Origin of the sequence: Streptomyces sp. NPDC088387, assembly GCF_044753385.1 — a bacterium.
In the GTDB taxonomy this organism is placed as follows: Bacteria; Actinomycetota; Actinomycetes; order Streptomycetales; family Streptomycetaceae; genus Streptomyces.
Genome location: NZ_JBIVNC010000009.1, coordinates 178,735 through 191,239, shown reverse-complemented (window position 1 = coordinate 191,239; position 12,505 = coordinate 178,735). Strand labels below are relative to the sequence as shown.

General features: G+C 70.1%; 8 protein-coding genes and 2 tRNA genes. 5 read left to right on the top strand and 5 right to left on the bottom strand.

What is annotated here, in order from left to right:
- Positions 1–158: 158 nt before the first annotated feature.
- Both ACIQAC_RS24560 and ACIQAC_RS24555 read left to right on the top strand, forming a co-directional pair.
- On the top strand, positions 159–917 hold the full coding sequence (locus ACIQAC_RS24560; RefSeq protein ID WP_402194162.1) for an IclR family transcriptional regulator: 759 nt from the start codon (positions 159–161) through the stop codon (positions 915–917).
- Positions 918–1,392: 475 nt separating this feature from the next.
- Positions 1,393–1,466 (top strand) — tRNA-Lys (locus ACIQAC_RS24555).
- Here ACIQAC_RS24555 and ACIQAC_RS24550 read toward each other — a convergent pair.
- The 4 genes from ACIQAC_RS24550 to ACIQAC_RS24535 form a co-directional block, all read right to left on the bottom strand.
- On the bottom strand, positions 1,432–3,087 hold the full coding sequence (locus ACIQAC_RS24550) for an AMP-binding protein (protein WP_402194160.1): 1,656 nt from the start codon (positions 3,085–3,087) through the stop codon (positions 1,432–1,434). The two genes, ACIQAC_RS24555 and ACIQAC_RS24550, sit on opposite strands and share 35 nt — an antisense overlap.
- A 130-nt stretch (positions 3,088–3,217) precedes the next feature.
- Positions 3,218–3,823, bottom strand: a complete 606-nt coding sequence (locus tag ACIQAC_RS24545; RefSeq protein WP_402194158.1) for a lytic polysaccharide monooxygenase — start codon at positions 3,821–3,823, stop codon at positions 3,218–3,220.
- 175 nt (positions 3,824–3,998) lie between these two features.
- Entirely contained in the window at positions 3,999–5,132 is a 1,134-nt protein-coding gene (locus ACIQAC_RS24540; protein ID WP_402194156.1) for an SPFH domain-containing protein, read from the bottom strand.
- Between the two features lie 269 nt (positions 5,133–5,401).
- Positions 5,402–6,757 (bottom strand): peptidoglycan-binding protein, encoded by a 1,356-nt coding sequence (locus tag ACIQAC_RS24535; RefSeq protein WP_402194155.1) that lies wholly within the window; start codon positions 6,755–6,757, stop codon positions 5,402–5,404.
- 187 nt (positions 6,758–6,944) lie between these two features.
- On the opposite strand from ACIQAC_RS24535, the gene ACIQAC_RS24530 reads away from it, so the two are divergent.
- The 3 genes from ACIQAC_RS24530 (at position 6,945) to ACIQAC_RS24520 (ending at position 11,406) form a co-directional block, all read left to right on the top strand.
- Positions 6,945–7,018, top strand: a tRNA-Lys gene (locus ACIQAC_RS24530).
- Positions 7,019–7,417: 399 nt separating this feature from the next.
- Positions 7,418–9,472 carry a glycosyltransferase family 2 protein gene (locus ACIQAC_RS24525; RefSeq protein WP_402194153.1) on the top strand — a complete coding sequence of 685 codons (2,055 nt, stop codon included), beginning with the start codon at positions 7,418–7,420 and terminating at the stop codon, positions 9,470–9,472.
- The gene (locus tag ACIQAC_RS24520; protein WP_402194151.1) at positions 9,469–11,406 is read left to right on the top strand and encodes a galactose oxidase-like domain-containing protein; all 1,938 of its coding nucleotides are present in this window, start codon (positions 9,469–9,471) and stop codon (positions 11,404–11,406) included. The genes ACIQAC_RS24525 and ACIQAC_RS24520 overlap by 4 nt, the downstream gene beginning before the upstream one ends.
- A gap of 252 nt (positions 11,407–11,658) precedes the next feature.
- Here ACIQAC_RS24520 and ACIQAC_RS24515 read toward each other — a convergent pair whose 3' ends face one another.
- A complete protein-coding gene (locus ACIQAC_RS24515) occupies positions 11,659–12,462 on the bottom strand; it encodes an NAD(P)H-binding protein (protein WP_402194149.1) in 804 nt (267 codons plus the stop codon).
- Positions 12,463–12,505 lie beyond the last annotated feature (43 nt).

Sequence of the window (12,505 nt, the reverse complement as noted above, 5' to 3'; positions counted from 1 at the left end):
CGCCCCTGAATCATGCTCACGACATATGCCATCTGCCCTTTCCCCCAGCTGAGAAGGGTGCAATCTCGCCAACACCCTCTCGCCGGGAGCTACTTGCCGGTTATCGTGGAACGGATCCGTTGCCAGGATCTACGGGCCAGTAGCGACCGGGGGACACCGTGGCGCTGACGCACGAGCCGACCGCGCCGTACCACTCCGCCCAGGACGCGCTGCGCGTTCTGGAGACCGTGGCACGGCACTCCGCCGGCGTGACCGACGTCGAGCTGGCCCGCCAGACCGGGCTCGGCACGGACCGGCTGACCGGGCTGCTGCGGATGCTGCGCCGCGAGGGCTACGTCGAGCAGTTCGCCGACGGGGCGTATGTCGCCGGGGCCGCCCTCGCCCGCCTCGGCTCCGCCCAGGAGCGGGAACGGGCACTGCGGGACCAGCTTCAGCGCACGCTGGACCGGCTGCGGGACTCGGTCGGCGCGGCGGTGTACATGAGCCGGTACGTCGACGGTGAGGTCAAGGTCACCCAGTACGCGGAGAGTGCGGCGACGCCCGCGGTGAACGAGTGGGTGGACTTCCGTTACTCCGCGCATGCGACGGCGGTCGGCAAGAGTCTGCTCGGTCAGCTCGACCACAACGGGCGGCGTGATCATCTCTCGCGGCACAAGATGGCGCGGCTCACGTCGCGGACGATCACCAGCGACAAGTTGCTGCTGTCGCGGCTGGAGGCGCAGGCGCCGACTGCGCCGGTGCTCGACCTTCAGGAATACGCGATCGGCACGGTGTGCGCGGCGGTACCCATCACGGCGGGTGCCTCCGTGGGCTGCCTCGCCCTCTCCCTGCCGATCGAACATGCGCACCGCCTCCGAGAAGCAGCCGAAACCCTAAACCGAAACGCAACCCCCCTCCTCCTCTCCCTCACCATCTGAGTCCCCGGAAATCGGCCCACCCCGCCCCCACCGGCCCGCACCGTCACGACAGCCGTCACCCCCCCCAGGGGCGCGGGGAACTGCGCGACCAGCCACGACGTCGCCGCACCGTCAAGACAACCGTCACCCCCCAGGGGGCGCGGGGAACTGCGCGAACGGCCACGACGGCGCCGCACCCGACAACACCACCCGGCGTGAGGGCTGGACCGCGGGGCGTTGCGCAACCCGGCGCGACGGGGTGCCGCCGCGCCCACCCGTGCCGCCCCAGCGGCACAACTGCCCGCGGCTACGCGAGGACGGCTGCCCGCGGCGGCGGTGGGTGAGCGGGAACCGCCTCCGGTGGGCACCGCCCCAGCGGCACAGCTGCCCGCGGCTTCGCGGGTGCGGGTATGCGGTCAGGAGCATCGCTCTGGAGCAGGTAGTATTTTCTCGTCGCCAGCCGCGGAGGACCAGATACGCGGTCGGCAGACATCCCGCGCCGCTAGCTCAGTTGGTTAGAGCAGCTGACTCTTAATCAGCGGGTCCGGGGTTCGAGTCCCTGGCGGCGCACATCCGAGGGGCCTCTCGTGGGAGCGAGAGGCCCCTCGACGTCTTCCCTGGTCAACCGGCGATACGCCGTCCCGCCGACCGGTCGCCACCACACGGGATCCCCGCACTCCACCCCCTCCTCCCGAAGCGCGCCCCGCCGGATCTTGTTCGTCGCGGTCACCGGCATCCGCTCCACCACCCGCACGAACCGCGGCGCCATCTTCGTCCCCAGATCCGCCTGCGCCGCGAGAAACCGCGCGAAGCCCGCCGGCTCGAACTCCCCGGCGATCGTCGCCATGACCTGGTCCCCGGTGACCGGATCCGGCACGGCGTACACGGCGACGGCCACAGCACCCTCGTAGCGGGCGAGGATGTTCTCGATCATCGCGGCGGACAGATTCTCGCTGTCGACCCGCAGCCGGTCGTCCGCGCGTCCGGCGAAGTAGAGGTAGCCGTCAGAGTCGCGGTAGAAGAGGTCGCCCGTCCAGTAGCCGTCGGCCCGGCGCCGCTCGGCCTCCGCCTCGGGGTTGCGCCAGTACCCCTCGAAGGGGTTCGGCCCGGTGTTGACCAGCTCGCCTATCGCCTCGTCGCCGTTGGTCAGCCGGCCGGACGCGTCCAGCACGGCGGGCGCGCACTCCCGCCGCGTCCGCGGGTCGAGGACCACGAGCCCCGGCGTCGCGGGCCCGACCGCGCCGGCCGGCGTCCCCGGCGTCCACTGCACGGCGGCCCCGCCCTCCGACGACCCGTACCCCTCCACGAGCCGCACCCCGAACCGCCGCTCGAAGGCCGCCGCGTCCACCGCACCGGCCTCGGTGCCGAAGCCCATCCGCAGCGGGTTGTCCCGGTCGTCGGGCCGCTCCTCGGTGGCGAGGACGTACTGCACGGCCCGCCCGACATACGTGAAGTACGTCGCCCGGTACCGCCGTACGTCCGTCAGGAACCCCGACGCCGAGAACCGCCGCCGCAGCGCCACCCCCGCACCGGCCGCGAGCGCGGGCGCCCAGTCGGCGATCACCGCGTTGCCGTGGAACATCGGCATACAGACGTAGTGCACGTCGTCGGGGCGCACCCCGAAGTGACCGACGAGCGAGTCACCGGCGGCGGCGAGCCGGCCCTGGGTGCAGATGGCCGCCTTGGGGGCGCCGGTCGAGCCGGACGTGAAGTAGAGGAGGAGACGGTCGCCGGGGGTGGCGCGGGAGGGGTCGGGGCGGGCGCCGGCGTAGGGCGCGAGCAGGGCGTCGTAGGCCTCGGTCCCGGTGACCAGCACCCGGACGCCCGGCAGGTCGAGGCCGGCGAGGAGCGGCAGATGGGCCGCCTCGGTGACCAGGACCCGGCACTCGGTGTGCAGGATGTCGCGGGCGAGTTCGGGGCCGCGGCGGGTGGGGTTGATGCCGGCGACGGCCGCGCCGGCGAGCGCGGCACCGGCCAGCCACAGCGGGTATTCGGGGGTGTTGTCGAGCAGCACACCGAGGTGCGGCTCGGCACCGGCCGGCAGCAGGTCGGCGAGGAGCGCGGCGCGCGCGGCGGCCCCGGCGGCGACCTCATGGTGGGTGAGTGTCCGGTCCTCGCACCACAGGCCGGGACGGCGGTCGCCCCAGCGCGCCGCGACCAGTTCGGCGACCGTGCGTGCCCTGGATTCCATGGGAGCGCACGGTAGTTGACGCTCCGTCAGATGTGGAGAGACAGCACCGTGGGAGTTGCTGGGAGTTGCGCAGATGCGTCGGCACCGGAGTGACCGGTGCCGACGCACGGGGTTGCTACGCGGGTTCCGCTCAGAAGTTGACGTCCGAGCACGCGTAGAACGCGTTGGACGTGTCCGCGATGGTCCAGACCGCCACGATGACGTGGCGACCGCTCAGCCCGGACGGGATGGTGCCCGAGTGGGAGAGCGAGGACGGCGGACGCTGGTTGTTGTAGGGGACGGTGAGGAACGGGGTCAGGTTCAGGTCCGCGCGGGTCAGGTTGCGGTTCTGGTTCCAGCCCTGCCTGGTGATGTAGTACTTGAAGTCCGTGGTGGAGTGACTCGCGGTGAACTGCCAGCGGAACGAGTAGCTCTGACCACCGCGCACACTCGTCGCGGGCCAGGTGCCCCCGGACGGTGTCCTCGGCGAGCTGAGCTGGGCGAACTGCCCCAGCCCGGCGTTGCAGATCGATCCGTCGGCGGGTCCGCCGCCCGGGAAGCCCTTCGGTCCCTCGACGCTCTGCGGCTCCCACTGGATGTTGCCGCAGTTGGTCACGGTCCCGTTCTGACAGAGCTTCTGCCGGCTGACGGGCAGATCGGTGTAGCCGTGGCCGGTGGCGCCACCGGAGGAGAGCACGATGGCTCCGGTGGTCGCCATTCCGACCGCGGCGGCGTACAGCTTGGTCCTCTTGCGCATACGGCCGCTCCTGGAAAGCGTGGGGGAAGATCACTGAGCCGTGCAGGTCTAGACCAAGCCTCAATGTATTGCCGTGAGTTGAACATGTCCATACCAATCTCAGAACCTGCGGCGCGTAGAGCGCACACGTGTCAGCGGAGCCCCACGCGCCCCGCCGGACACTCCCGTCACACGCTCAGTGGGCCGTGTCGCCGGTCCGGCCCGAGCAGAACGCCACCGTCAAGTCCCGTACCAGCACCTTGCGTTCGTAGTCGTCCAGCTCGACCAGGCCGCGCATGGTCAGCCGGGTCACCGTGTCCTCGACCGAGTCGACCACCGAGCTGAGCATCGACGAGCGCTGCTGCGCGTCCAGCGCGGCGATCCGGCGGCGGTGCATCGCGGCGGCGACCTCCGGCGCGTACTCGATCCGCACCGGCTGCACCGAGAACACCTCCAGGCCCACCGCCGCCGCGTCCGCCGACACCAGCCGGGTCAGGGTCTCCCCCGCCGCCGACACCGAGCCGCGCGCGCCGCCCGGCAGTTCGACCGGGACCCGGGCCAGCGCCGCCTCCACACACTCGCGCAGATAGCTTTCGTGGTCCTCGACGCCCAGCACCGCCCGCGCGGTGTCCCGCACCCGCCACACCACCAGCACCACCACCCGTAGCGCGACCCCGCTCGCGTCACCGGCCGGCATCGGCTCACTGCGCCAGTGCCGCAGCCGTACGTCCACCCGGCGGCGCAGCTGGAGCGGGTTGACCCACATCAGGCCGGTGCGCCGGACCGTCCCCCGGTAGCGGCCGAACAGGCCGAGCACCCAGGCCCGTCCGGTGCGCCCGCGCGCGAGCCCCCCGAAGCCGAACAGACCGAGCGCCCCGGCCCCGGCGTACGCCGCCCACTGCGCCGGTCCGAGACCCGCCCCGGACACCGGCAGCCCCAGCGCCCCCGTCGCGACCGGCGGCAGCAGACCCGCCCACCACGAGACGGCCACACATCCGGCCGCCCCGCACAGACCGGCCAGCACACCGGCCGACGCGGGCAGCACACGCGCGGGGCGCTCCACGAGCTCGGGGTCGACCTGCGCGACCGACCGGGCCTTCACGGGGACCGGCGGCCGGGTGCGCGGCTGTTCGCCGGTGCCCTGCCGGCGGTTCACCACGGCCGGGCGCAGCGGCACCGGCGAGCAGTCGGGGTCGTCACGGAAGAGCAGGTGAACGGGGATCTCGGTGGTCGCCTCGTTCTGGATGACCCGCGCCGCGGGCCGCACCTGCGGCTCCTCGGGACCACCGCCGGGCTCGGACTCGGATGAGGTGCTCGTGGTCGTACTCATGGGTGCTTCCAGCCTCCGCGCCAGACGCGTCATGACAAGGGGTGGCGGGGTCCGGACGGGCGCCGCCGGGGGTCGGGGCCGGGGCCCTGACCATGGCTTGCTCGGAGTTGCTCGGGGGTTGCTCGGGGGTTGCTCGGTGATCGGGTACGGCGGGTCGCAAGGGGGCGGATGCAGGTCTTCCGCCCCCGGCCGGGGGTCACCTGGCGGGTCGTGCCGGGGCCGGAAACCGCCCGCCCCGGCCCTTCCCCGCTACGGCCGTCCGGGCGCCCTCACATGAACAGCCGGCGCCAGGTCTCCGGGCCCGGGTAGCCGTCCGCCGCGCCGCCGCGCCAGCCCTGGGTGCGCTGGAAGGCCTCCACCGCGCGGCGGTCGGCCTCGCCCCAGCGCGGGCCGGGGCCGGTGGCGTAGAAACGGCCGAATCCCTTCTTCGTCAGCTGTCTGCCGAGGAGGGTGACCGACGGGCTGTGGGCGCCGGGGCGGAACACCGCCCGGCCGGGATACGCCGGTGCCCGCGTCGAGGGGGAGGCCGGCGGGCCGGCCGCGCCGGTCGCCGGGATGTTCTTGCCCTGCCCGGTGACCAGCAGGTTCCAGGTCCCCGGGCCGGGCAGTCCGTCGGCGGCGGCGCCCGTCCAGCCCTGGGCCAGCTGGAACGCCTGGGTCGCCCTGCGGTCCGCGTCCGTCCAGACCGGGCCGGGGCCCGATGTGTAGAACCGGCCGGCGCCGCGGTCGATCAGCATCCGGCCGAGCTGCGTGACGTACTTGTTGTTCGCACCGGGGCCGAAAGCGGCCGCTCCGGGGAACGGCGTCTGCTCCGGGGCCGCCGGCGGCTGCGGTTTCGCGGGCGCCTCCGGCTTCGCGTTGACCGGGTCGACGGCACCCGGCTCGTCCTCGGCGACCCCCTTGTAGCGGTAGGGGACGTAACGGTCGGAGTTGGCCCAGTAGGCGTACGGCGTGGTCTGTTTCCGGGCGTACGGGCGGGTGGACTCGTAGGCGACGTAAGAGGTGTGCGTGTAGTCGGTCCAGCCGCCGAAGATGACGACGTGCGAGCCCTTCTCGGGATTCGCGGGATTGTGGAAGAGCAGAATGTCGCCGGGCCTCAGCTCCTCCTTGGTGATCCGGTCGCTGTACTGGTCGAGACTTCCGGTCCATTCGTTCCCGGCGAGTTTCCAGGCCATGGAGACAAAGCCGGAGCAGTCCTGCCGGTAGCCGTCGGGCCAGTACGCGGTCATGCTGTACGGCACCTTCGCCGCGACCCAGGTCTTGGCCCGGTTGATGATCTCCGCCCGGGTGATCATGCCCGGCTTGGGCACCGACTGCGGCGAGGGGCGGCCCGCGGGCCCGTGCAGCGGGGTCTTGTCCCCCTGCGGGGTGTCGGGCTCGTCGGCCGCGGGGGCGCCGGGCCGTTCGGCCGCGTGGGTGGCGGCGGCGGCCGGTACGGCGTGACCGGCGCCGAGGGCCGCCGAGGCCGCGGCCGCCACGACCGCCACATGACGGGCGGCCGTACGGGCGCCGCCGACGGAGTTCGGGAAATGCCGGGAAGGGGACGGCGTGCGCCGCCGGAGACGGCAGCCGGGGCAGTCGCAGTCGCCCTCCGGATCGATTTCCTCGAATACCGGAGACTCCATGCGATTCCCCTCACACCTCTGCTGGAAATGTCCGCGCATGTGCACGTTGCCCAGTTTCCCAACTGTCTTCCGGGTGCGCATGCTGACGGTCCGAATGATGTACGCGGCCCGCCCGGCCGGGGTCCCGGCCCCCGGCCCGTGGTCCGGAGCGCCCCCGCGCGTCGGGTAAAGTTCACGGGGTCGGCACGCGCCGCTAGCTCAGTTGGTTAGAGCAGCTGACTCTTAATCAGCGGGTCCGGGGTTCGAGTCCCTGGCGGCGCACAGACACGGCAGGCCCCCTCGTCCACGAGGGGGCCTTTCCGCTGCCCGGTCCGGCCGCGGGCCACCGGAACGGGCAGTGCCGAAAACGCGCAAAAGCCGCACGTCTTGCGATCATGCCGAGGCGCGTAGAAACCTGGTCCGGAACAAGCTGCGCAAACGCGCCGGTTGGGGGGCGCGGGGCCGGTCGCCGTGCTTCACGGGGGACGGGGTCCCGTTCATGGGCGGATGCCGAGGGGGGCATCATGCAACCGGAAGGCCTGTGTCCCATGTCTATAGGGTGTGGATGGCGTGGTGACAGTGGCCCACCACTGACACGTCCGTGAAGGTCGAGGGGGACCGGGAACGGGCGAAAAGAACCGACAGACACGCGGGTCCGACCCGCGTGTGGGGGGATGACTCATGACGTCGAGGCCGACGGGCGCCCAGGACTCCGACCCGTCCCAGACCACCCAGCTCAGGGTGGATTCGCTCCGGACCGGCAACACGGGAGCGTTCCGCCGGATCAAGAAGACCCTGCCGAAGTACGACTACGAGCACTACAGCCGGCTCTCGGGCCCCCTCACCCAGCCCGACCCGAACAAGCCGTACAAGGTCCAGTACCGCTCCCTGATCTCCCAGGAGCCGCACCGGATACGCGTGGCCCTGATGCTGCTGGCCGGACCGGTGCTCTCCCTGGTCCTGCTGGCCTGGCTGCTCCAGCCCGAGCACTGGACCGAACGCGACTACCCGGCCTACGACTTCCTGCCGGCACTCGACATCGTGATGCTGGTCTCGATCGGTCTGATCGAGTTCTTCCGCTGTATGAACGTGGTGTCGAACGCGCACGCCACCCTCGTCGCCCGCGACCCGATCCCGGTGGTCCCGGAGTCCGGCACCCGGGTCGCCTTCCTCACCTCCTTCGTGCCCGGCAAGGAGCCGCTGGAGATGGTGACGAAGACCCTGGAGGCGGCCGTGAGGCTGCGCCACCGGGGCCTCATGCACGTCTGGCTGCTCGACGAGGGCGACGACGCCGACGTCAAGGAGGTGTGCGCCCGGCTCGGCGTGCACCACTTCTCCCGCAAGGGCGTCGCGAAGTGGAACCAGGCCAAGGGCCCGCACCGCGCCAAGACCAAGCACGGCAACTACAACGCCTGGCTGGAGGCGCACGGCGACGACTACGACTTCTTCGCCTCCGTCGACACCGACCACGTGCCGCTGCCCAACTACCTGGAGCGGATGCTGGGCTTCTTCCGCGACCCGGACATCGGCTTCGTGATCGGCCCTCAGGTCTACGGCAACTACGACAACTTCGTCACCCGGGCCGCCGAGTCCCAGCAGTTCCTGTTCCACGCCCTGATCCAGCGCGCGGGCAACAAGTACGGCTCCCCGATGTTCGTCGGCACCTCCAACGCCGTACGGATCAGGGCGCTCAAGCAGATCGGCGGGCTGTACGACTCGATCACCGAGGACATGGCGACCGGCTTCGAGATCCACCGCGCCAAGAACCCGGCGACGGGCCGCAAGTGGCGCTCGGTGTACACGCCGGACGTGCTGGCCGTCGGTGAGGGCCCGAGCGCCTGGACGGACTTCTTCACCCAGCAGATGCGCTGGTCACGAGGGACGTACGAGACGATCCTCAAGCAGTACTGGAAGGGCTGGTACTCGCTGCCGCCGAGCAAGCTCTTCAACTACACCATGATGATCATCTTCTACCCGATGTCGGCCCTCAACTGGATCCTGGCGGCGCTGAGCTGTGCGCTGTTCCTGGGCCTGGGCGCCTCGGGTGTGAACATCGACCCGGCGGTCTGGCTGATGCTCTACGGCAACGCCTCCGCGCTCCAGATCGGCCTCTACGTCTGGAACCGCCGCCACAACGTCTCGCCGCACGAGCCCGAGGGCTCCGGCGGTGTCGACGGCATGGTGATGTCCGCGCTGTCGGCGCCGCTGTACGCGAAGGCGCTGATCGACGCGGTGCTGCGCAAGAAGAGCAAGTTCGTGGTGACGCCCAAGGGCGACTCGGCGAGCCCGGACCGCTGGTTCGGCACGTTCCGCTACCACTGGTACTTCATCCTGATCTTCGCCGGCTCGATCGCCGCCGGATTCGTCTACGGCCACTCCCACCCGGCGATGATCATCTGGGCCACCTTCGCCCTGCTGATCACCGCGACGCCGATCTTCGCGTGGCGGTGGGCCCTGCGGAACGCGAAGAAGCAGCCCGCCGCGCCGGCCGAGCCGCAGGACGCCGTACGGGGTGCGCACGCCGCCCCGGCGTCGCACCAGCAGTACCAGCCGCAGCCGCTGCCCCGGCAGCACACGGGTGGTCCGCGGCACGCGGCGCCCTCCCCGCAGCACGCACCGCAGGAGCGGCCCGGCTGGGCCGCCGCCGGGCAGACACCGGGTGCGCAGGGCCCGGGCGGGGGCAACGACCAGACCATGCAGATCGCCCTTGGTGGACTTGGGGGACGTAAGGAATGAACGACCGTGCAGGCCGCCGTCGCGCCCGTCGTATTGCGATAGGCACGGCGGTGGTACTCGCGCTGGCCGGGATGAACGGGCCGTGGCTCTACCGCTTCGGCACCGAGAAATACCACCAGTACCAGATCAACCGTGCCGAGTACAAAGCCGAGAACGGCAAGTGGGAGATCGTCGAGTTCCCCGACGAGTACAAGCAGAACACCATTCACGCGGCGCTGCTGCGGACCGGCAAGATCCTGCTGGTCGCCGGGTCGGGCAACGACCAGGACAACTTCGACGCGAAGAAGTTCGACACCCGTATCTGGGATCCGGTCAAGGGCACCATCAAGAAGGTGCCGACACCGACCGACCTGTTCTGCACCGGCCACACCCAGCTCGCCAACGGCAATCTGCTGATCGCCGGCGGCACCAAGCGGTACGAGAAGCTTCAGGGTGACGTCACCAAGGCCGGCGGCCTGATGGTCGTGCACAACGAGAACCCGGACAAGCCGATCACACTGCCCGCGGGCACCAAGTTCACCGGCAAGGAGAACGGCAAGACGTTCGTCTCCAAGGACCCGGTGCTCGTGCCGCGCGCGGAGAAGGTCTTCGACCCGGTGACCGGCGAGTTCCTGCGCAACGACCCGGGGCTCGGCCGTATCTACGTCGAGGCGCAGAAGAGCGGCACCAAGTACGAGACCGGCACCCAGGACAACTACCGGGTGCAGGGCCTCAGCGGTGCCGAGGCGCGCAACACGTACGGCATCGCGGAGAAACTGGCGCTCGACAAGAAGGACTTCCAGGGAATCCGGGACGCCTACGAGTTCGACCCGGTCGCCGAGAAGTACATCAAGGTCGACCCGATGAACGAGGCCCGCTGGTATCCGACGCTCACCACCCTGAGCGACGGAAAGATCCTCAGCGTCTCCGGGCTCGACGACATCGGGCAGCTGGTGCCGGGCAAGAACGAGGTCTTCGACCCCGAGACCAAGGAATGGACCTACACCGACAAGGTCCGGCAGTTCCCGACCTATCCCGCGCTGTTCCTGATGCAGAACGGCAAGATCTTCTACTCGGGCGCGAACGCGGGGTACGGGCCGGACGACGTGGGGCGCGACCCCGGTATCTGGGACGTGGACACCAACAAGTTCACCAAGGTGCCCGGCATGAGCGACGCGAAGATGCTGGAGACCGCGAACACCGTGCTGCTGCCGCCGGCGCAGGACGAGAAGTACATGGTGATCGGCGGGGGCGGGGTCGGCGAGTCCAAGGAGTCCAGCGAGAAGACCCGGATCGCCGACCTCAAGGCCGACGACCCGGAGTTCGTGGACGGGCCCTCACTGGAGAAGGGCACGCGGTATCCGCAGGCGTCCGTCCTGCCGGACGACTCCGTGCTCGTCTCCGGCGGTTCGGAGGACTACCGCGGCCGCGGCGACTCCAACATCCTCCAGGCGCACATGTACAACACCGAGTCGAACACGTTCGACCGGGTCGCGGATCCGCTGGTGGGACGGAACTACCACTCCGGGTCACTGCTGCTGCCCGACGGGCGGGTGATGTTCTTCGGCTCCGACTCGCTCTACTCGGACAAGGCGAACTCCAAGCCCGGCGAGTTCGAGCAGCGGATCGAGATCTACACGCCGCCGTATCTGTATCACGGGGCTCAGCCGACGCTTTCCGGGGGGCCGGACACGATCGAGCGGGGTGAGTCGGGGACGTTCACTTCTCAGCAGGCTTCTTCGCTGAAGAACGCGCGCCTGATCCGGCCGAGCGCGTCCACTCACGTCACGGACGTGGATCAGCGGTCCATCGCGCTGGACATGAAGGTGTCCGGGGACAAGGTGACGGTGACAGTGCCCGAGGGGAAGAACCTGGTCCAGTCCGGGTGGTACATGCTGTTCGTCACCGACGACCAGGGAACGCCCAGCAAGGCTCAGTGGGTTCGGGTTCCTTAGAACTCGCGCATACAGGCTCGACGGGACACCTCGGAAGCAGAAGAGGCGCAGGGCCTGGTGATCATGGAGTTGCGACTCTGTGATCACCGGGAGACCCCGGACCATCTTCGACAAGCTGCTGCAACTCCTGCGCTTCGCGAAGCACCAGAAGCACCCGAAGCACCCGAAGCACCAAAGGAGAACGGGTTCTGTCCCTGGTAGAACTACGAGGGCCTCATGCCCGAGAGCCTGGCGGCCGTCGGCAGCGGTGGGTTACGGCATTGCCGCGAATGTCTCCCGGTGGTCGCGTGCCCACTGCTCGAACGTGCCCGCCGGTCGGCCGAGCACCCGTGGCACGTGGTCGGTGACGTAGGCCGCACCGCCGGCGCGCGCCCAGCCGATGCCAGTGATCATTCCGGCCGGCAGGTGGTCGAGCGCGTTCGTGTCGGTTATCTTGACCGGCCGTTCCAGCACACGCTCCAGGATCGCCGCCTGGTCTGCGAAGGTCAGCAGCTCTGGCCCGGTCAGGTCGTACCGCTGCCCGTCGTGTGCATCGCTGGTCATGGCGGCGACGGCGACCGCAGCCACGTCCCTCGGGTCGACGATGGCCTGCTGGGAGTCGCCGACCAGGTTCGGGATCGGCTCTCCGGCCTGGATCAACTCCCGGTACCACAAGACGTTCGAGGCGAAACTCGGCGGGCGGAGCATCGTCCACACGAGCCCGCTGGCCTCGATCGCCTCCTCCGCGGAAAGGTGCCACGCGCCAACGGTCGCCCCGTCGAACCGCTCGCCGCTGCCGATGGCGGACAGCTTGACGACCTTACGGACGCCCGCCGCCCGCGCGGCCGTGACCAGGGCGATGTCGTGGTCCGCGGTCGGCACGGGCGGCACGGTTACGAGGAAGACCGTGTCAACGTCGGCCACCGCGCGCGCCAGCGACGCTGGGTCATCGAAGTCGGCCCGCACCCCTCCGGGCCGCTCGCGGCGGGACATCGCCCGAAACGGCACGCCCCGTTCGGTGAGCAGACGTACTACGTGACTACCGATGGTGCCGGTGGCACCGGTAACAAGAATCATGTCCCGACGATCACATCGCTCTCACGCCGCGTGATAGGAAATT